The following is a 22,018-nucleotide window of genomic DNA, read 5'->3' on the forward strand; positions in this document are numbered from 1 at the left end:
AAGGACCGGATAAGAGATTGGATGGAAGATATGGTTAAATCTCGGGAAAAAACGGATGAAATACAGGGAAAGTGAAATGATAGGGAGAGGGAAATGATAGAAATTGATGGTTCATATGGAGAAGGAGGAGGACAGGTAGTCAGGACAGCTGTTGCCCTTTCTGCAGTTACCGGAAAAGATGTAAAGGTTACGAACATAAGGAAAAACAGACCGAATCCCGGCCTGAAACAGCAGCACCTGAAAGCTCTCGAAACTGCAGCCAGGATATGTGAGGCACGGGTTTCAGGGCTTTTTCCTGGTTCTTCAGAGTTATTTTTTTCTCCAGTGGAAATAAAGGGGGGGAAATATGAGGTTGATATAGGGACTGCAGGTAGCATAACCCTGCTTCTGCAGAGCCTTATGCCAGCCCTGCCTTTTGCAAAAGAAAAGGTCAAGCTGACGATAAAGGGAGGAACCGATGTTGCCTGGTCCCCTACAATCGATTACCTGCAGCATGTAACCCTCAGGGCACTTGAACAACTCGGATATGCAGGCATCGTAACCCTGAAAAAGCGTGGTTACTATCCCAGGGGAGGAGGTGAGGTTTCAGCTGTTTTTGAACCCTGCAAGCTTCGGAGTTTTCATTTCCGAAGGGTAAAAGAAAACAGAAGAACCGGAGAAGCCCGAAGAGAAGAAGAAACCCGAAATGAGGGAAGGAACCAAAACCAGAGGATAGAAATTCAGGGAATTTCCCATGCATCGAATCTACCGGCACATGTACCAGCCCGCCAGGCCGAAGCTGCCGAATCCCTGCTTCTTGAAGCCGGATACGGTTCACGAACCAAGATCCAGTCCTTCGAATTGCTTTCCACAGGAAGCGGGATAACCCTCTGGTCTGGTTATTGCGGGGGAAGTGCCCTTGGAAAAAAAGGACTACCTGCCGAAAAGGTGGGCAGACGAGCTGCAGAAGAAATCATCTTGGAACTAAGCTCAAAAGCCCCTGTGGATGTGCATCTTGCAGACCAGCTGATTCCGTATATGGCACTTGCAGGAAACAGTTCTTATACGGTCCGGGAGCTGACCCTGCATGCGGCAACAAACATCTGGGTTACGGAACAGTTTCTGGACGTGAAATTCAGGATCGAGGAAAAAGAGGGACTTTTTGAAGTCTCGGTAGACTGATTAAAGAACAAAAAATATAGAAAAACGAGCGAGAATAAGATTGCAGGAAAAATGGGAAAAAGCGGGAAAATAAAAAGTAAGAAAAGGTTAAAGAAAAAACGATAAGAAAAAGATACCGAAAAAAAGACTGCGAAAAACCAGTAAGATGAAATCATTCCTCGATTACATACAGGTACTCGGGAGGTATCTTTTCTGCAAGTACGATGTAATCCGTTGCAAGCTTTAGAGAAATTCCGTCTTCCTGAGCTCTAAAGGCGTCAACCTGCAGGATCACAGGACTTTCAGTGTGGATAAGGGCAACTTCAGCTGCCTTTTCATAGGAAGTACTGAGATGAACATAGCGTTGTTTGATAGGGAAAATTCCGTTCTCGAGCAGGACATCAACTTCTTCCGGACTTGCCCCGTAGTATACGTACGGAGCATCGCTCTCCTCGTAGTCAAGCTCAATGTTAACAGAATGTCCGTAACGTGCCCTTATCATGAACCCTCTGATCTGGTATCGTCCTTTTTCATCGGATTCCACAAGGGCATAAAGGTACTCTTTTCTCATCCAGTTATAACGTTTCTTCATAACGTCACAGAAGGCGTTAAGGTCCACCCAGCCGTATTCATCCATTTTAACCCCTGCGGATGCCGGGAAGTGCCGAAGAGTACCTGATACAAACCTGCCGAGCTTTTCTTCCCTGCTGTCATCCAGCACGTATCTGCCTGGGCGTTTACACTGCTGACAGCTGCCTCCTCTAAAATAGCCGTGCTCAGTGCATTTTCGAATCATATATCACATAATGAAACTTTACCATAAATAAGGTTTTGTTTTTAGAATCCTTATTCTCCTTAACTAGTTTATAGGGTTGCCAGTTTTAACCTGGTCACCTCAAAAACCGGGAAATGCCTATAATAGCTTTGACTGTGAAGCCAAAAACAGGTTCGTTGAACACTTTCAAAGTCCTCGCTTTGTCTCGATAATTTTTGTGGACTTCAAAAAATATTCTGTAAAGCCAAAAATTAAAGACCTTGGATTAAGGTCACTTTTTTTGATTTTTAAGCTTTATGTAAATGTCTACGAGCTTACCTATAACTCCAACAGCCAGCGATGCCACTGTCAATATCGCTATGGTATTATTAAGCATTCTTTTCTCCGTAATTTAATAGTCTGCCGACTAAGAATGCTTCAATTCAATCAAAACCAGAATATTATGCATTTTGATATTGAAATCAATACCATAAGTTTTATATCCTGTATACCTATAGTATTTGGATAAGTCTATACTACTTAGTAGGTATAATTATCTACTATAGTAAGTACATTTCTGGTTCTACTGTTTTATCCCAAAATTAGTTCACTTTTTTAATTTCTTTTATTAAAGATATATATTCGTAGACAAGTGACCCGCTATTTTACTTCAACTTCGAATTTGTTTCATTTTACATGATCATCTCACAGTACCTGAACAGAATTTGAATTTACTCAACATTTAACCTTTTGAGCCGCCTGCTCTTGTATCGTATATTGAACTTTCAAATGGTTTCGGATCTGCGAAATCATTTCAGGATACAACACATAGAATATATATCATAAATTTTTATAAATTTATAGAACCTGTCAAGTCCAGTTGGATCAAAAAAGAAGGAGAATATTCAGTACCAATTAGTGGGTACTGTCAAACTTAGGTTAAATATGATTATGAGTGGAGAGGAAAAAAGGGTATGAAGAACCAATTTCTTTCCACAATTTCATGCTAAATTTTCAGATTTATCCGACTTCCTGATTCTCATTTATAAGTTTTAAAGAATACTTATGCTGAATGTAAAATTAATTTTTATATCCCGTCATATATTCGGATATCCAAAAATTATAAATATTTACAAGTATTTTTCAACTTAATGTGATAAATTAGTTTCTCAGTAACAAACTAGTTTATCAGTAATAAATTCGTTTACCACAAGAAATTAGTTTGCCAAAATATGTTCTACCAAATGTCCTAACTAATTGTATTTTGAATATGGCTGGAAATAGCAGTAAATGGAAATGGTAGTTGTTTAACATGGATTCTTCGACATTGACTGTTATCGGTATTTTGATAGGTATTCTTATCTTCGGGATTAAAACTGGATTAGGTTGTGGATTTTCAAATATCACTACGCGAGAGATTCTTACAATTGGCGGCAGTTATTTTTTTCTAGCTCTTTTATTCGGAAGTGTTGCTGACCACCTGAGCTTTGATGCTTTTGAGCGTCTTTCTGCAATGGGTATGGGAATCCATGTTCTTGTCTCCCTGCTCCTTATAGGGGCTGGCATCTATACCCAGAAAAAATGGAATTCCGGAAAAGATGTTTCCAGACATACTTTCCTGGCCATATCAATGCCCTGTCCGGTCTGCCTGGGGGCTCTTGCAGTCTCCTGTATGCTCCTCTCACAAAGCCTCAGCCTTTCCGGGATAAAAATAGGGTTCCTTGTGGGAATTGCTTTTTTTATTGCAGTAGTAGCTTCTTCTTTTCTTTTCAGGTTCGGGAAGGTCCGGTGTGGAAAGACCCCCGAAACTATGGGAAGCGCCATGATGCTTCTCGGAATTTATTATCTTCTGGGAGCTCTGCTAATCCCGGCCTATATGAAATCAAAGCAGATGAACCTGGCTCCTATGCAAACCGGAGAATCAGGCCTTTTTCCCCTTCTGGTTTTCGGGATATTGGTCCTTGCAGGTTTTTTCCTTGACCGTGTGAGGTCTAGCCAATGAGCAATATGGATCTGTTATTCCGGACTATATACGTATTTTCATCGGCTTTACTGTATCCGGTAATGATACTTTTGACTCTACTGGTCTTTGTTTCACTTATTCAGTTAGGAGAATTCCTTTCCGAATATTCAAAAAGAACCAGGGACCGGAACAGCCTGGAAGTTAGTTGCAAAAAAATCAGGCAAAGTCTTCATATTTCGGCTTTTTCGGAAGCATCGAAGGCTCTTCTGAATATAAAACAAAATTACATGGTCACGACCTTTGCAAAAGAGTCTGCACAATACCTTGAAGATCAGAATTTCCCTGCGACCGGGAAGCTCTCCGAAGAATATGAGATAAGAATGGCAAAGCGCCTTGAGCACACGAAAATCATCTCAACTGTTGCTCCCATGCTCGGGCTTATGGGGACCCTTATCCCTCTCGGGCCTGCTCTAATAGGGCTTTCACAGGGAGACCTCGAAACCCTGGCACAGAACCTGATGATCGCTTTTGCGACTACCGTTGTAGGGCTCTTTTCTGCCGGAATAGCCTATGTGCTTACCCAGGTCAGAAGGCGCTGGTACTGGGAGGACATGTCGGATATCGATTACATCCTGGATATCATCGAGGAAAAGAACGGAAATTGACCGCTTTTTAGTAAGGAGGAATATCATGCGAAAATCCAGACGATGCAGGCGAATGAGGCTTTTAAACGATCCGGATGAGCAAAACCCCATGACAGGGGTTGCCAACCTCTTTGACGTTGCAATGGTCTTTTCTGTTGCGTTACTCGTAGCCCTTGTGATGTCTTACCACCTCCCCGAACTTCTGAGCGCAAATGAAGATATTACTATTGTAAAAAATCCCGGAAAACAGGACATGAAAATCGTTATCAAAGATGAAGGCCAGCCTATCGAAGTCCTGAACATGACCGACGATATCGGGGGAGGGACAGGAGAAGCTCTAGGTACTGCATACCGACTGGCCGACGGCAGAGTGATTTACGTGCCTGAGGAAGAGAACAGTAGCTCTACGTATCAGCAAATGCTGGATTGAAACATTAATCACAAATAGTGTTGAGCATTCCGGTACCGCCTGCAAGCAATGTACCCGGAATGCCCGGCACGTTATCGAGGGATAACATGCAATTGAGAATAAAATCGATATTGATATTAAACCTATTGTTGTTAGCCTCACTAACAACTGTTGCGACGGCAGAAGAACAGAAAACATCTGTAGATGTCCTGTTTATCCTGCATGACAATACATCGATTCACTGGTATTACCTTGAAGAAGCGATGAATGATTATGAGTTAGAAAACACGACAATAAACCTCACTATATATGACCCGGATCAGGCTGCAGAAAACAATCTAACGTCCTTTGACATAATTGCACTGCATCATGTATCCTACAGCCCTGATATACAGGAAAGGCTGGACGAAGCTAACAGCACGAGCAGGACTGTGTATATTTCCGATACAGCCTATCTCTGGGAGATGAACGTGCCCCAGAACATAGGGCAATATGCATATTCCGAATACTGGATGTCAAGCGGGGTAGAGAACCACCGCAATCTCCTCACATACCTGGCTGTGACTTTAATGGGCGCAGAGGAGGAGATCAAACCTGGAATCCAGCTTTCGCAAAGTGGCATATTCCACCCGGATTACAAAGCCGAGTTCCAGCCCAGTAATGAAGGCCTGTTCAATAACATTACAGCGTATATGGAGTGGTACAACGATTCCGGGAAATACCACCCGGATAAACCAACTGTGGGCCTTACCCTTTCAGGGTACTACTATGCCAACGGCTACAACCTGGCAGATTGGATTTCTATTATACGGGAACTTGAGGAAAGGGGGGTAAATGTGATCCCTATCCTGGACAAGACCGATGCCAGACAGGTTTTTTTTGATGAAGTGAAGAACGAGTCAAGGGTCGACCTTGTCCTTGCGTATATGGGAACCTTTCATAGCAAAGCAACGTTCAATACAAGCAGTATCAGTGAACGAAAAGCGATGATCTCAGAACTTGGTGTTCCCTGGATCAACTGCATAACGACCAGCCAGACCCCTGAAGAATGGGAGAACTCTACAACAGGAATTCCTTCCTCATACACCAGCTGGGCCGTTGCACTTCAGGAGATGGAAGGGTTGATCGAACCCATCGTCATAGGGGGAACTGTTATCGATGAGATAACAAATGCACAAATAAAAGTTCCAATTCCCGGGAGAGCAGAGTACGTCGCAGATAGAGCTCTTAAGTGGACTGAACTGAAGTACCTTGACAATAGCCAGAAGAGAATAGCTCTGATCTATTATTCGTATCCTCCGGGAAAATCCGAGATCGGGGCAAGCTATATGGACGTGCCGCAAACCCTCGAAGTACTCCTGAATGAGATGTACAATGCCGGGTATGATCTGGGCGAAGATTTTTCCATATATAATATCAGTGACAGCAACAATTCTATTTCAAGCAATGAAAGCATTGTTGTAAAGCTAATTACTCAGGGCAGAAACATAGGCACCTGGGCGCAGGAAGATGTTGACAGGCTTGCTGAACTGGATGCAGTCGAACTTATCCCTGAGAGCAAATACCTCCAGTGGTTCAGCGAACTTCCAGAAGACATGCAGCAGGATGTAGTCGACCTCTGGGGAGAGGCTCCCGGTGACCAGATGGTCTACACAGCGCCCGATAATAGGAGATACCTGGTGATACCTAATATCCGGTACGGGAACATATTGCTTGCCCCGCAGCCTTACAAGGGGTATCAGAACAATGAGCAGACGCTCTATCACAACACAAGTATGCCGCCGAACCACCAGTATATCGCTTTCTATCTCTGGCTTAAGAAGGAGTACAACGCATCTGCCCTGGTTCATGTGGGGACTCATGGAACACTGGAATGGCTTCCGGGTAAAGAGGTGGGGCTCTGCAATCACTCCTGGCCGGAGATCCTGATACAGGATCTTCCGAACCCTTACATATATATTGTGGATAACGTAGGGGAAGGGACACAGGCCAAAAGGAGAAGTTATTCGGTTATCATAGATCACATGACGCCTCCGTTTGTCCCTTCTGGACTCTATGGCAACTATTCGAACTTGCATCAGTCGATCCACCTTTACCTGACATCAAAAGAAAATAACAACACGGCCCTCATGGATCAGTACGAGAACACCAGTATCCGCATCATAAAGGATACTCATATCGATGAGGACATAGGGCTCAATTTTTCATATAATATGAGCTATGAAGAATTTGAAGATACGGTCGTATACGGGGAAGTGCACGACTACCTGCACGATATGATGTACGCGAACATACCTTACGGCTTGCGGATATTTGCAACGCCCATCTCCGATGAAAGCGCAGTTGCCCTGGTACGGGGAATGCTTGGAGACAGCTACATCGAACACATCCAGGCAGTGAATGCTTCATGCGATTCTCATGAAACTGAGGAATATAATAAGACAGAGTCCTATCGGTTGCTCTATACTGTACTGGTTGACGGCATCGATATTACACTTGCTCAGGAGGAAGTTCTCGGGAGCTCATCTGCAGAGGTCTCCGAAGATCTTGTTCTGGCTGAGGAATACTACCAGAACATCTTGCTTTCATCCGAGAGCGAGATCAAGGGTCTTCTGGATGCCCTGGATGCAAAATATATCGAACCGTCGGTTGGCGGGGATATACTGCGTTCTCCTGAGGTTCTGCCTACCGGGAAAAACTTCTATTCCTTTGACCCAAGGCTGATTCCTACAAAGGAAGCGTACAATATCGGAAAAGAAACGATTGACTCCTTCCTTGTAGATTACTATGAGAAAAATGGGGAATTCCCTGAAAAGGTAGCTGTGGTACTCTGGGGAATTGAAACCATGCGCAATCACGGAGTCCCTCACTCTCAGATGCTCTATCTTATGGGGGTTGAACCGGAGTGGGATGCCAATGGAAGAGTTACCTATTATACCACTCCCAGCGCCAGTAATCTGCACATAATGAACCAGTCCGAACTTACAATACGCCTGAGCAATGGAACTGTAATCAACCGTCCGAGAATTGATGTTATAGGACACAGTTCCGGCCTTCATAGGGACCAGTTCCCCTGGCAGATGGACCTTCTTGATGATGCCGTCAGGATCATCTCACAGCTGGACGAAACGGAGGATGTGAATTATGTCAGGAAGCATTCGCTGGAGTTGAAGGAGTACTACATAAATCTGATGGTGGAAGGGAATATGACCGTGGATGAAGTAGAGGCTGAGAAGCTGTCCATGTCCAGAATATTCGGGCCTCCCGAAGGGGACTACGGAGTACGCATCGCAGACGCTGTGTCTGCAAGCGATACCTGGGAAGATACAGAGGCGATTGCAGACCAGTTTATCCAAAGGTCAGGAAATGTATACATCGATGGGGAAATGTATACAAGCTCGCTGATCTCCGGGGAGGATATGTTCAAGGCAGTTCTGAAGGATACGGATGCGTCATTGTTCATACGCAGCAGCAACCTCTATGGCGTGCTTACCGGTGACGATCCGTTCCAGTATTTCGGAGGATTGAGCCTTGCAATAGCCAGCGTCAGTGACGGGGCTCGCCCTGAGATGTGGATAACAAATGTAAGGGATCCCGGCAATCCGCAAATGCAGACCCTGGAAGAGTTTATGAACCTGGAGATGCGGACACAGATGCTCAACCCGAACTATATAAAAGGTATGATGGAAAACAGCTATTCAGGAGCCGCTAAACTGGCCAACCACCTGGAGAATCTCTGGGGATGGAACGTCGTGGACCCGAGGTTTGTAGATTCCAATGACTGGAACGAAGTTTATGAAGTGTATATCCTGGACAAATATGAGCTCGGGACCAATGAATGGCTTGATGAGAACAACCCCTGGGCCCGACAGGCCATGCTCGGACGGATGCTGGAAGCAACAAGAAAACTGGATGCCAGCGGCAACCCCTACTGGGATGCCCCGGATGAAATTATAAGTAACCTGGCAAATGAATACCAGGAATCTGTTGACCAGTACGGCTCTTCTTGCTGTGCTCTTTGCTGTGATAATGCCCTCCTTGACAAATATATCCAGAAACTTGCTTCCGTACCCGAGACCAAATCCGATTCCAGTAGCAGTTCTTCTGGAGGGGAAGGGACCGGCAGTGCAAAAGTAGTGCAAGCAAACACTGGCAATAGCAGCAGTAAAACCGGAAGTAACCAGACGGCAAGCGAGAACGGAGGTTACGGAACAGACTTTTCACAGCCAGAAGCACATTCCGCAGACAATTATGTTGAAGGCTATGAAATGCAGCCTGAAGCTCCTTCAGCAAATGAAAATTCCTCTTCAATCTCGTCTGGCACATTGATAGTCGTAAGCCTGTTTGTTTTGCTGACTGGCGGAGCGGTATACATAGGTTTCCGGAAAAAGTAAGCTCTGCATTTAAAACAACCAAATAATTTTCGGATTAAAGGCACCTTCAGGTGCCTTTTTCCCACCAAGTGAATAAGGGAGCTGCTGTTCTATCAGCTTTTCCATTAAAAACCTTTCCAAAAAACTTATAATTCCATAATTTTTTTCAGGACTTATGCAATTATGGAACAGAGTAAACTACCTGCCAAATCTAAAGAGTTAACAGCTTCCTGATTCATTACTTAAGCTTTTATTTACGAATCCTAAGGCTCTTCCCCGAGTCCCGGGTATTATATTCCAACTTTCCCAATAATATTCCAATTAGATTTTAATCTATGAGGGTTTAATTTATGAGGGTTTAATTTATGAGGGTTTAATCTATGAGGGTTTAATTTATGAGGGTTTAACCTATGAGTACAAACTTTTTGAATTGATAGCGGTATTTATTCCTTTGTCTTTTAAGTCTTTTCTAGGGTTTTGTAGAGCAGGAAGCCTGAAATAGAAAAAATGGCAGCTCCGAGCATTGTAGCTTTGAAGCCGAAAAACTGGGAGAGGACTCCTCCGAGAACAGATCCCGCAACCCCCGCAGCTCCTATCATTGAGTTGATCAGACCGGCTGCTGTAGCTTTATCAGGGTTTAGTTCCACAACCCTGCGAGTTGAGCCCACATAAAGAAAAGACCAAGAACAAGCAACTACAAACATCCCGGGGATGACGTAAAGATAGGAGGAAGCAAGGACATAACTGATAAAGCCGACAACAGAGAGCAGATAACCTGCTTGGATCAACTTTTCGTTTTCAAACGGGTCAAGCCTGCGCATTATAAGAAACTGGACTGCAGGGTTTATTGCATAAATAACCCCGATCCAGAAGTCCCCTGCTCCGAGCTCCCGGAGATAAAGGGGAAAAATGGCCCAGACCCCGACGGCTCCGGTATGCCGCAGGAAGAGAGAAAAATAGGTCCCTGAATTCTTCAGCAGGGTATTCAGGGAAAAGTGAGAAACTTTCAGCTGCGGCTTTTCAATATCCTCTAGCCTGAAAATCTGCAGGAAACAGAAAGCATAAACAAGGGCAGAAAGCCCAAAAAGCAAATCCATTCTTACCCCTATCACCCCTGCAAGAAGAAAACCTGCCATCCAGCCGAGAGAGCCCAACGAAATAAACTTTCCGAGACTCTGCTTCTGATAATGGACGTAGGCTATCAGGGCTCCCGGGTGAATCCCAACACTGAAACCGGCCAGAGCTCTTGCAAGCATGAGGGCAGAAGGATCAGTGGCAAAGATCTGAAGAAAAAAAGCGGCTGTAGCAAATCCAAAACCTCCCAGAATCACCGTGCGCAGGTGGTGAAGGTCAGCAAGCCTCCCAAAAATAAAGGAAGAAAGAAGGGTTGTGGCCGAATAAATACCCACTATAAGCCCGATTTCGATATAAGAGGCGCCGAAGGATGCGGCAAAAACAGGAATAAAAAGCAACGAGAGAACATTAGCCATATTTGAAAGGAACTGGACGTTATTTATTCTCATCAAGCGGATTCACACTATAAGAGCACCTACATAACTTATTATGTTTTCCCAGATGTGAGGTCCGATAAAAACTGCTGACTCAGGGTATTCATTCACGATATTCATTCACGATATTCATTCACAATATTCATTCACGATACTTTCAGATATACACCCAAGACACCCACCCTTAGGGCACTTCTTCAGCGGATAAAATGAACTCAACCCGACTATTGAATACTTTCACCCTGCGTACATTAGCCTTTAGTAAGACACTTTACATACCGTATCAAGGGCTCTTTAAAAAATAACCAAAAAAGGAACGACTTACCAAATAATATTTAATTTTCAAGGATATTCTTATTATGCATTAATGAAAGGACTTATAGAACCTGATGATTTCTCACATGAAATTAAAAGGTATTTTAGCTTAAGTTTGAAACATCAGGTCTGACATTAGCTGACATAAGGTCTGAATTTTCACCTCAACTTTCACCTGAAATATGTCAAACTTCCGAAATAAATTTCCAAAATCAAATTTATCAGACTATATTATTTCCAAAAAACTTCACATCTTAAAATGAAACTCACATTAACTGTCTTTCAGAAGACACCTGACACTTAAGGCATATTACGCCTGACACTTAAGGCATATTACGCCTGACACTTAAGGCATATTATACGTACTGTAGAACAGCATCACCAAACATTGAAGGCTAAGTATCAACAATTCAAGGAACAATTTAAGGCAAGGGAGCAACATGACCGATATTGAGACTATTTATAAAAAGCTCAGCCATGTCATCAGTAGAGAGGATTTCCTGAAGCGCATAGAGGAAAAGGTCGAGAACATGGGAGGGCTTTGTGATGAGGCGATGGCTGCCATGCTGGTCGCCAATGAGCTGGGATTCTCAGACGCGGGCAGGGAAAACTTAAAAATAGAAAACATCACCCCTGAGACCGGGCCTGTTAATTTTATAGCAAGAGTTGTTTCAGTTTTTGATGTCAAGGAGTTTACCCGGAATGATGGGACTATAGGTAGAGTGGGAAACCTGATCGTCGGAGACGAAACCGGAAAACTGAAGTTAACCCTGTGGGACAACATGGCAGATCTGATTAAGGCCGGAAAGGTAAAGGTAGGCCAGACCATCCAGATAAGCGGATATGCAAAGCAGGGCTATTCCGGAGTGGAAGTTAACATCGGCAATAACGGCGTCCTGACCGAAAGTGAAGAGGAAGTTGATGTTGCTGCGAGCAGCCAGAAGATAAAGGACATAAAGGACGGTATGGGAGACCTCAACCTTACAGGCAAGGTACTTGAGATTTCTGAAATCAGAACTTTCCAGCGCAAAGACGGAAGCGGTGGAAAAGTTGGAAACCTGCTGATTGGAGACGAAACAGGCACGCTCAGGGTAACACTCTGGGACGAAAAAACCGATTTTTTAAACCAGCTTGAGTACGGAGACACTGTTGAACTGATCAATGCTTACGCCCGGGAAAATGCCTTTACGCAAAAAGTTGAGTTGCAGATCGGAAACCGGAGCATAATCCGGAAAAGCGAAAAGAAAGTAGAATATGAAGAAACATTTACCCCTGTTGCAGATATAAAGGCTGACATGAATAATATCAATATTTCAGGAAGGGTGCTTGACATCTCAGAAGTTCGAACTTTCGAGAAAAAGGATGGGACTGCCGGCAGGGTAGCAAACATCCTTCTGGGCGATTCCACAGGCAAAATCAGGCTTACAGTCTGGGACGAAAAAACCGAGAGTCTTGACGATATTGATTTCGATGATACCGTGGAAGTCCTCAACGCCTATTCCCGAGAAAACACATTCAGCCAGCAGGTTGAACTCAGCCTAGGTGCCAGAGGGATAATTCAGAAAAGTGAAAAAAAGGTCGAATACAGGGAGAAATTTACTGACATCGCAGATATTATCCCTGGAGAAAGTTATTCCGTCCAGGGAAAAGTTTCCGAGATAGGAGAACTGAGAGAGTTTGAAAGGGAGGACGGAACCGAAAACGTGGTCGCAAACCTCCAGCTTGAGGACGAAACAGGCAGTATCCGGCTGACGTTCTGGGGAGAACAGGCTTATGTGATAGAGGACCTGGATATCGACTCCGAAATCCAGATTATTGACGCTTACGCCAGATACGGGCTGAATGAAGAAATAGAACTTAGCGTTGGGAACAGGAGTAGAGTGATTATTCTCTGATCGTTTCCTATTTCTCCCTATTTTTACCTGTTTAAATCCATTTTTGCCTATTTTTATCCGTTTTTTACCGGTTTCTATCGGTTTTTATCAATTTTATTCATTTTTTGCTGAACGACTATTGGTTTTTATCAATTTTATCAATTTTTTGCTGAACAACTATTGGTTTTTATCAATTTTATCAATTTTTTGCTGAATGAATATCAGCTTTCAACTGGTTTTATCTGTTTTTGCTGAATGATTACCGGTTTCTATCTGTTTTTTTCTTTTAGGTTTTTGTCTGGATTTTACTGAATTTTACCTTAATCTTTACCTTTTATCCGGTTTTTGTATTTTCACCTGCAACCTAATTTCTATATTTTTTACTTTTGACATATACTATTAGCAATTTTAAATTCGGAAAATTTTGTGTAAAAAAATTAGCGAGTGGGTTCCAGTGGAAATAAAGGGGTCTGAAAAAATTCCTGTGAGAAAAATCAATATCATTATAAATATAATTTTGAATGTTTTATTCTGTTTTAATTTATTATCTAAGAGAAATTTCTTCTCTGCTCCGTCTCCCTTACATTTTTTTAAGATTTCTCGATGTTTTTCATTCTGAGCAAAAATCTCCAGTGGAAATAAGGGGGTTGTGAAAAAATTCCTGCCGGACTTCCGTAAACCTATCTGAGAGAAAACTAAAATTTTAACTCCAAAAAAAGTCTTTTGCGCCTGTTTTGCGTAAACCATTATGCTTGCGAAAAAAAAGAAATGCCGTTATCATTATGTACTATAGACTCGTATATATGTGTTATAAAAAGGTCTTAGAAGTGCGGGAAATACCTTTAGAGGAAAAAGAGCCGGAAGAAATATTAAAACGGAAAGCTTATCGGAAAGCCGGCTTTTCAGGGTTTGATTCCAGAACCGTATGAAAAGGAAAAGTTAAAAAGGATCTGGAAGATGTTTCCACAAGAAATTAAGAGCCCGAAGAGATTTTAATAGTGAATTTGGCGGGTTTTGGGATGCTGAAAGAATAAAGGGGGAACTGCAGTCAATGGTTGATGAACCTGAGAGGGAAGCAGGTACTGATATTCACAACAAGGAAATTGAGAGGGAGGTCTCGGTTGCTGAAGTGATGAATAAAACAGTCATCACAATGGACATTAACACAGATATCCCTGCCATTGCAAGGGAAATGACCCAAAACAATGTTGGAAGCGTAATTATTACACAAAACGAAAAAGCCATGGGGATTATTACCGAAAGGGACCTTGTGAAGGGTATTGTTGCAGAGAACAGAAAACCAAGGGAAGTGAATGCAAGCGAAATCCTTTCTACCCCGCTGCTAACTGTGGAGCCCGGGACAAGTATAGTAAAAGCTTCCGAAATCATGTTAAAAGCCAATATTAAAAGGCTGCCAGTCCTTGAAGACAGCACAATTATAGGAATTATATCTCACACAGACATCCTGATGATTACACCTGGACTCAGCACCATTCTCAAAGACCTTATTGATATGAACCGGGAGGCTCTCCTCTCCACTCCTGCAATTGAAGAAGTCGAAGGAGACTTCATTACAGGAATATGTGAGTCCTGTCTCTATCATTCAATAGACCTCAAATTAGTTAACGGCAGGTATTTATGCGAAAACTGCCGGCATGAGGAAGGCGAAGACTACGAGTGAATTGCTAAGATCCAGCTTAGAACCGCCTGGTTTTGAGGTCTTTTGCCCCCAGACCCAGAGATTTGAGGTTGCCTTCGAAGATTTGATTGTCTGTCAAAGAAAAATAAAAACTGAGTCATGGCTAAAAACTAAATTATGACTAAATTATGGTTATTGACTCTGATTTAACAGGCTTTGACTAACAAACTTTGACTAATGAAGCTGTGATTTCAGGGCTTTGATTATATTGTGATTAATAAAGACTTTGATAAGACTTTGATTATTCTGTGATTAATGGACTCTGATTAATGAGACTTCAACATCGGGACAACAGTAACTGGAATAAAGTAAACAAAAAAGAGAGGAAAAGTAACAATGAATGTCAGCGAGATAATGTCAGAGGGGCCTGTAAGTATCAAAGAGAGGGATTTCGTAACTCACGCCCGCCAGCTGATGCGTGATTACTTGTTCAGATCTCTTGTTGTTGTTGATGAGGGAAACCGGCTTGTGGGAATGCTTAACGACCAGGATATTATGAGGGTTACATCCACACGCTCAAATGTCACGGTGGGCGGATATGCAAGGCCGTCTCCGACAGTCACTCCGGACATGGATGTCGTGAAAGCTGCAAAACTGATGGTGCAATCGAAACAGAACAGAGTTCCGGTTGTCAAATCAACAACAGACCACACGGTTGTAGGAGTCCTGAGTGACGTTGATATTCTCCGGAATGCGGAACTTCCCAGAAGTGCTTCAAAAACGATAGACATGGTTATGACAAAAAAAGTCAAAACCTGTTCGCCGGATGAAAGGATCTCCAAGGTCTGGAATTACATGACAGAGACGGATTATACCGGAATTCCAGTCGTTTCAAAGAAAGGTGATCCCATCGGGATGATAACAAGAAGGGATATAATCAAAGCAGGAATTTTGAGAATGTCCATAGAAGACGAGAGAGCCGCGAGGCCAAACGAAAGTCCCAAGGTTGAAAAGATTATGTCAACTCCTGCATACACACTTTCAGAGAACGATTCCGTTAAGAGTGCGATTGAAATGATTATTCAGCATGATATCGGAAGAGTTACTATAGTAAATGAGCAGGGGAAAATCTCCGGAATCGCTGACAGGCAGGACCTGATGAACGCCTTCGTCAACGGGTGGTCGGAGTAAGCCCCGACAGGCAGAGCCGGGTATCTAAATGTCTCTGATGACATTTAACCCTTTTAAGAGAGAAGTTTCTTCCAGTGGAAAAGCAAAACCGATCAAGGAACTTATCACAAATTACCTTAAAGACAATTGATAGATTCCCGCTCAAAAGGATTATAACGATTAAAAATTATAATTAATAACGATAACAGAATAACAAACAAAAGTAAGTGTTCAGAAAGATTCGAGAGAAGATTGCTTTAGGTTTTGTTTGTTTCCAGTAGCAACCGTAAATCTGCTAAAATATGAATTGCAGACCCGGGAAAAAATCCCTGCAAAATGCAGTAGAGGAAAAACGGATGATGAAGAAAGCAATTAACTGCAACTCGATTCGGTGATCCTATTGAACAAAAATACGACATTTGTACCAGTCGAAAAAATGAATGTTCAGCCACAAGTGAACAAATCAGGTAAAAAGGCGCAACAGAAAGACCCACACTCGGTCAGCAGCATGGGCACAATGAGAATAGGCCCCAGTTTCAAGTCCCGCATTGCGGAACATGAGGGAAAAATTCTTGCCCTGGCAACAAGGGATGTAGTAACCCTCCCTCCCACTGCAGCCATCATGGAAGCGGTCAGGATTATGACTGAAAGGAGATTCAGGCGTATCCCTATCACAGACGCAGGCACGGGGAGACTGGAAGGAGTCGTTACTTCTGTTGATATTATCGATTTCCTGGGAGGCGGCAGCAGGAACCTCCTTGTCGAAAACCGCTTTAAAGGCAACCTTCTAGCTGCAATAAACGAAGAAGTACGCCAGATTATGCAAACTGATGTTGCGTACCTCAATGATCAGGCAGATTTCAAAGATGCCGTTACAACAATGCTTGAAAGGAGGACCGGAGGCCTGCCAATCGTAAATGATGAAATGCAGGTCATCGCAATCTTTACCGAAAGAAATGCCGTTGAACTGATGGGTGGGATTGTGACAAATAAAACCGTTGATGAATATATGACCAAAAATGTCACAATGGTAACAACAGATACGCCCATCGGACAGGCAGCAAAAGTAATGGTGCAGAACAGGTTCCGAAGACTTCCTGTAGTAAAAGACGGAATTTTTGCAGGAATAGTCACTGCCTCGGATATTGTCCATTTCCTTGGAAGAGGGGATGCATTCAGCAAACTCACAACAGGAAATATCCATGAGGCTCTGGATCAGCCTGTAGGCTCCATTGTTTCACAAGAACTGATCTGGACCAGCCCTGGCACAGATATGGGAAAAGCTATGGAAATCATGCTCGAGAAAAAAATTGGTTCACTTCCGGTTCTGGAAGATGGGATGCTCCGCGGGATTATTACAGAGAGCGATTTCCTGAGAGGGTTTGACCTTTAAACAGGAGTTTTAAACGAGAATAAGTTTAAACGAGCATAAGGCTTCTGCTAAGCCTAAATAGAACTAAACAATCCAGACTGAAGCCCGGAATAGATCTGGAAAAAATCTCGGGCTTGATTTAAAAAGTTTGGGAAAGGAGGCAGACTTCTTGGCTGGACAAACCAGAATAAACCCCGTTTTCTGGATTTTTCTGAGATCTCGGAGCGTAGCTGATCTCAAAATACTATCCGAAAGCCGCTTTCTAACTGCCCAACCGCTTTCTAACGCCCTATACTCCCCAATCAGTCTGTACTTCTATAGGGCTTGGCAGGAAATAGGCCGAAGTTATGCAAAATATCGAGATTTACAGCTAAATTGTAAAGTTTACGTTTGATTCAAAAACTATAATTGTTAATACTTATATATTGTAGAAGTGAAGGAGGTATTCCATGAATGTGGCGGACATCATGAGCTCACCTGTGTACGCTATAAACATAGATGAACCCGTGTCACGTGCAAGAAAACTGATGTTAAGACACAGAATCAGTACGTTGCTTGTCCTTAACGAGGGCAAAATGGTGGGAATTGTTACGAAATCAGATATCAGCAACCGCCTGGCTCAGGCCGAACCTCTCTGGAGGAGAAGGCCGATCGACCAGATCCCTATCAAGTTGCTGATGACAGAATCCGTAATCACCATTTATCCCGAAGCCTCCATTTCCCAGGCAGCCGCCTTAATGCTTGAGAACGGAGTGCATGACATTCCGGTGGTAAAAAACGATATTGTAGGTATTGTCACCAGGACAGATATCGTGCGCTATGTAGCCGAACACGCGGATGAAATAGATACAAAAATCTCCACACTGATGACCGACGACATCGTTTCTGTTCACAGGCACCATACAATCAACCATGTGATAGAAGAAATGAACAAAAACGAGATCGAAAGAGTGATCGTTAAAGACGATGCGGGAAAACCTGTGGGAGTTATTTCAAAGAGGAACCTTGCCTTAAACCTCTTAACTGACAATGAAGGCAAACTTTCAACAAAAAGCATCAAGATGGCTAGGAAATCTTCGCCTGGAGGTCAGAAAACTTACAGATACGTAAAAGAAGTGCCTTTGACAGCGGAAGACATAATGATTACTCCAATAATATCTATTGATGTAAACGAGAAAATTAGCATCGCTGCAAAAAAATTGATCGAGGAAGAGATAACGGCCCTGCCTGTCAGCGATGGCGAAGAAATAGTAGGAATCCTGAGCAGGACCGACATCATGAAATCCGTGCTCTAAAATGTGGACTCAGAAATGAAACCCAGTAAAAGAGGAAGAAAATATCTTTAAAAAGGTAAAAAGTAATTAACTATATGCCTTTAAAGAGGCAATAAATAATCAAATATAATAGTAAGTTCACAAATAGTAAGTTCACAACAGCACGTATTGTACGGAGGTATATACGGCAAAAAAAGGAACATAAAAGGATAGCTGTAAGCAAAAGAAGGATGCGAAACAGGAATTTAGAAAAACGGATGTTAAAGGTCTTTAAAAACGAAAGTTGCAAAGAATTGAAACTAAAACTCTGGATACGCATGAGGTGAAATGCATGCAAGTTAAAGACATAATGGTACAACCACACAAGATTGACAAGTCAGACACCATATCTCACGCCCTTGATCTCATGGAAAAAAAGGATACAAAGCGCCTGCTAGTAGTGCATGACAACCAGGTTCTAGGTGTACTTACCATGAGAGGTCTGACAGAGCAGCTCGGAACCCGCAGGAAACAGAGCAAACCCGCATCCTCTTTGCATGTCGCAACAGCCGTATCCGACAACTTTGTAAAAGTTTTGCCAGATACCGACGTTAAAGACGCCCTCACCCTGATGAAAAAGAAAGGAGGCGTGATCATTGTCACTGACAATGGAAACGCAATGGGCTGGGTGACCCCGCAGGAGCTTATGAAAGTAAATCACTTCACAGGCTTTGCCGGAGAAGTAATGGAAAAAAACCCGATCATTGTTAGCCCCTCAGACCGTGTAAGCCACGCCAGACGCCTTATCCTTGATAAGAATGTGGGAAGGCTGCCGGTAATTGAAAACGGGAAGCTTGTGGGAATCATTGCAGAAGACGATATCGCTTTTGCAATGCGCTCCTTCAGGGACCTCGTAGCTGACAACCAGCAGGACTCCAGAATCAAAAACCTGCTTGTTGGAGATATTATGACCCGCAGTGTGGTCAATGTGTACACCAACACTCCTCTTTCAGATACGGTTGATACAATGCTGGAATACGATGTCGGAGGTGTTCCTGTCCTCAATCTGGAAGAAGAACTGGTTGGTTTCCTCGCACGCAGGAATATCATAAACACAATCGAGGAATAAACTTCAGAGAAAAGAGAGGGAAAAAAGGTCTGCCTCTTAAGGACAGACCTTCCTGATCTTTTAATCTTTCCTGTTTTACCCGTTTTTCACTAACCTGTAGTTATTTCATTCTTTGCTATAGTTTTCACTTGCCTGCAGTTACTTAGTAGTTACTGCTTGGCACTTGCTTCTGAAAGTTGTTTCTGACAGTTAATATTTAGCAGTTATTTCTGTTTAGAAAGACTTGTCTCCGCCAATAAGGCCGCCGAGGATATCACTTCCCCCGATGCCGGTCTGTTCTCCTCTATTCTGATGGGAAGCTGAAGCTGCATAGATTCTGTCAGCGAGGCGTGAGAAAGGCAGGCTCTGCATATAAATGGTTCCCGGACCTGTTAGGGTTGCAAGGACAATTCCTTCGCCCCCGAAGAGGGCATTTTTGAAGTCCTTGGACCAGGTTATGTCGTAATTTACAGTTTCGGTAAAAGCTGCCACACAGCCTGTGTCAACATGGTATGTCTCACCCGGAGCCAGATCCTTTCTTACAACCGTGCCTCCGATATGGACAAAGGCAAAGCCGTTTCCCCGCAACCTCTGAAGAATGAAACCCTCACCACCGAAAAGCCCTGTTCCGATTCTGCGAGTAAAAGCAACTTCCACGTCCACGCCGCGGGCAGCACAGAGAAAAGCGTCTTTCTGGCAGAGGATACTGCCTCCGAATTTTGAAAGGTCAAGGGGGATAATCTTGCCCGGATACGGAGCCGCAAAGGCCACATGCCCTTTTCCGGAACCTTTGTGGATAAAGTTTGTAATAAAAAAACTTTCCCCGGTCAGGGCTCTTTTCAGTCCCTTTTTCAGACCTCCGAGGAGTCCGCCCCCTTCACTGCCCATACTTGTCTGCATCTGGATTCCGGGTCCCATATATGCCATGGCTCCGGCTTCTGCCTGAACAGCCTCGCCTGGATCAAGCTCAATTTCAACGATTTGCATATCGTTCCCAATAATCTCGTAGTCGATATCGTCAGCCATTTTATAGCCTCGTAACTTAATTGAAATTCAAGTACAGAAGAAATTAGAAGCCACATACTTAAAAAGATATTTGATAGATTGGCTTATTCTTTAGAAACAAACCGATTTTTGTGAATGGGTATTTTGTAAATGGGTATGTCCTGAAGCCAAGAAAGAAATGCTAACTTATTTCATGCCTGAACACAGATAAACAGATATGCATAAAGAGGAGAATGGGGAAATAGATCCTGACTTTATAAACCGGCTGGCGGGTTTCCTGGGCTTTGAAGAAGAGAGAGTCCGGCACCTTTTTGAAAAGAAGTACCTTGCCCGGAACTGGGGAAAACATGAGCATATGCTCCGTTTTGACAAAGAAATTTCCCATATAGAGCACGGAACCGTACTTTATGAAAAAGGCAGCTCTTTTGAAATTATTATGGGCTTCCCGAAGATCCGGAGAGCCATGGTTCTGGACCCCACACTTAAAAAACACTTCAACGGCCTCAGCAAACTGGCTATAGAAGAAAAGATGAACGGATACAACGTCCGGGTAGCGCAGGTAGACGGAGAGATCCTTGCGATCACCCGGAGCGGGTATATCTGCCCTTACACAACAGAAAGGGCAAATGTAAAACTTAACCTGGAATTCTTTGACGCTTTTCCGGAGCTTGTGCTCTACGGGGAAATGGTAGGCCCTGACAACCCATATGTCCCGAAAACAATCTATGACATCGAGTCCGTAGAGTTTTTCATCTTCGATATCCGGGAGAAAAACACAGGCAAACCCCTGCCCACAGCAAAAAGGCGCGAGCTGATGGAAAAATACGGCTTTTTCCAGGTGAGGTCCTTTGGGGAAATTCCCCTGGAAACAGCCCCCGAAGAAATCGCAGGAATCATCCGGGAACTTGGAAAAAACGAGCATGAAGGCGTGGTCATCAAAGACCCGGAAATGGTCCTTCCCTCTCTGAAGTACACCTCCTCCCAGAGCAACTGCTCCGACCTCAGGCACGCTTTCAAGTTTTACAACGAAGCCGGAAGGGATTACATGCTCTCCCGAATAGTCAGGGAGGGTTTTCAGACCGTGGAATGGAACGAAGACGAAACCGAGTTCAAGGAGCGCTGCATACAGCTTGGAGAAAGCATCCTGACCCCCCTGAGAGAATCCATCAGAAACGTAAAGGACGGGGAAAGGCTCTACGAAGAGGTAAGAATCAGAGTCAGAGACCTGAAAACCGTGACAGAATTTGAGAATTACCTAAAAAGGCTTGGGGTGGATACAATCTTTGAAACCCCTCAACTTGCAGGAAACGAGTACCTGGTAAACATCAAGAAAGTCAATAAAAGCACCAATGATAAAACTCAGGCGATCTGGGAAGGAGAGCTCTGGTGACAAGGTTTATCCGGCAATAGAACTTTTTTCCGGCTATTTTTGATTTACTTCTTTTTCTGCTTTTTTCTTTCTTAATCGCTTTTCTTTTTCTGCTTGTTTTT

Annotated in this window: 15 protein-coding genes; 12 read left to right on the forward strand and 3 right to left on the reverse strand. The window is 43.4% G+C overall.

Annotated features, from left to right (window positions below; genetic code table 11):
- Positions 1-93: 93 nt before the first annotated feature.
- Positions 94-1,161 carry an RNA 3'-terminal phosphate cyclase gene (gene rtcA, locus MA_RS24195; RefSeq protein ID WP_011024505.1) on the forward strand — a complete coding sequence of 356 codons (1,068 nt, stop codon included), beginning with the start codon at positions 94-96 and terminating at the stop codon, positions 1,159-1,161.
- Between the two features lie 151 nt (positions 1,162-1,312).
- Here rtcA and MA_RS24200 read toward each other — a convergent pair whose 3' ends face one another.
- Positions 1,313-1,936: an RNA 2'-phosphotransferase gene (locus MA_RS24200; protein WP_011024506.1), complete on the reverse strand. Its 624-nt coding sequence runs from the start codon at positions 1,934-1,936 to the stop codon at positions 1,313-1,315.
- 1,270 nt (positions 1,937-3,206) lie between these two features.
- Between MA_RS24200 and MA_RS24205 the strand changes: the two genes are divergently transcribed.
- The 4 genes from MA_RS24205 (at position 3,207) to MA_RS24220 (ending at position 9,304) form a co-directional block, all read left to right on the forward strand.
- A complete protein-coding gene (locus tag MA_RS24205) occupies positions 3,207-3,896 on the forward strand; it encodes a DUF2162 domain-containing protein (protein WP_048066038.1) in 690 nt (229 codons plus the stop codon).
- Positions 3,893-4,522, forward strand: coding sequence for a MotA/TolQ/ExbB proton channel family protein (locus tag MA_RS24210; protein ID WP_011024509.1), 630 nt, complete (start codon positions 3,893-3,895; stop codon positions 4,520-4,522). Before MA_RS24205 ends, MA_RS24210 begins: the two co-directional genes overlap by 4 nt.
- A gap of 25 nt (positions 4,523-4,547) precedes the next feature.
- Complete coding sequence (locus MA_RS24215; protein WP_011024510.1) at positions 4,548-4,931, forward strand: DUF2149 domain-containing protein; 384 nt, start codon at positions 4,548-4,550, stop codon at positions 4,929-4,931.
- 128 nt (positions 4,932-5,059) lie between these two features.
- Positions 5,060-9,304 (forward strand): cobaltochelatase subunit CobN, encoded by a 4,245-nt coding sequence (locus tag MA_RS24220; RefSeq protein ID WP_011024511.1) that lies wholly within the window; start codon positions 5,060-5,062, stop codon positions 9,302-9,304.
- A 437-nt stretch (positions 9,305-9,741) separates the two neighbouring features.
- On the opposite strand, the gene MA_RS24225 is transcribed toward MA_RS24220, so the two are convergent.
- Entirely contained in the window at positions 9,742-10,806 is a 1,065-nt protein-coding gene (locus MA_RS24225) for an MFS transporter (RefSeq protein WP_048066039.1), read from the reverse strand.
- Positions 10,807-11,546: 740 nt separating this feature from the next.
- On the opposite strand from MA_RS24225, the gene MA_RS24230 reads away from it, so the two are divergent.
- From MA_RS24230 to MA_RS24260, 6 genes are all read left to right on the forward strand, one after another.
- Complete coding sequence (locus tag MA_RS24230; RefSeq protein ID WP_011024513.1) at positions 11,547-13,001, forward strand: OB-fold nucleic acid binding domain-containing protein; 1,455 nt, start codon at positions 11,547-11,549, stop codon at positions 12,999-13,001.
- A 1,030-nt stretch (positions 13,002-14,031) separates the two neighbouring features.
- Complete coding sequence (locus MA_RS24240; RefSeq protein WP_011024515.1) at positions 14,032-14,661, forward strand: CBS domain-containing protein; 630 nt, start codon at positions 14,032-14,034, stop codon at positions 14,659-14,661.
- Positions 14,662-15,015: 354 nt separating this feature from the next.
- The gene (locus MA_RS24245; RefSeq protein ID WP_011024516.1) at positions 15,016-15,810 is read left to right on the forward strand and encodes a CBS domain-containing protein; all 795 of its coding nucleotides are present in this window, start codon (positions 15,016-15,018) and stop codon (positions 15,808-15,810) included.
- 370 nt (positions 15,811-16,180) lie between these two features.
- Positions 16,181-17,182 (forward strand): CBS domain-containing protein, encoded by a 1,002-nt coding sequence (locus MA_RS24250; RefSeq protein ID WP_011024517.1) that lies wholly within the window; start codon positions 16,181-16,183, stop codon positions 17,180-17,182.
- A gap of 428 nt (positions 17,183-17,610) precedes the next feature.
- Positions 17,611-18,456, forward strand: coding sequence for a CBS domain-containing protein (locus tag MA_RS24255; protein WP_011024518.1), 846 nt, complete (start codon positions 17,611-17,613; stop codon positions 18,454-18,456).
- A 310-nt stretch (positions 18,457-18,766) separates the two neighbouring features.
- Positions 18,767-19,543 (forward strand): CBS domain-containing protein, encoded by a 777-nt coding sequence (locus MA_RS24260; RefSeq protein WP_193589511.1) that lies wholly within the window; start codon positions 18,767-18,769, stop codon positions 19,541-19,543.
- Between the two features lie 213 nt (positions 19,544-19,756).
- Here MA_RS24260 and MA_RS24265 read toward each other — a convergent pair whose 3' ends face one another.
- Positions 19,757-20,548, reverse strand: a complete 792-nt coding sequence (locus MA_RS24265; protein WP_011024520.1) for a TIGR00266 family protein — start codon at positions 20,546-20,548, stop codon at positions 19,757-19,759.
- 196 nt (positions 20,549-20,744) lie between these two features.
- Between MA_RS24265 and MA_RS24270 the strand changes: the two genes are divergently transcribed.
- Positions 20,745-21,917, forward strand: coding sequence for an RNA ligase (locus tag MA_RS24270; RefSeq protein WP_011024521.1), 1,173 nt, complete (start codon positions 20,745-20,747; stop codon positions 21,915-21,917).
- The last annotated feature ends 101 nt before the right edge of the window (positions 21,918-22,018 follow it).

Origin of the sequence: Methanosarcina acetivorans C2A, from assembly GCF_000007345.1 — an archaeon.
In the GTDB taxonomy this organism is placed as follows: Archaea; Halobacteriota; Methanosarcinia; order Methanosarcinales; family Methanosarcinaceae; genus Methanosarcina; species Methanosarcina acetivorans.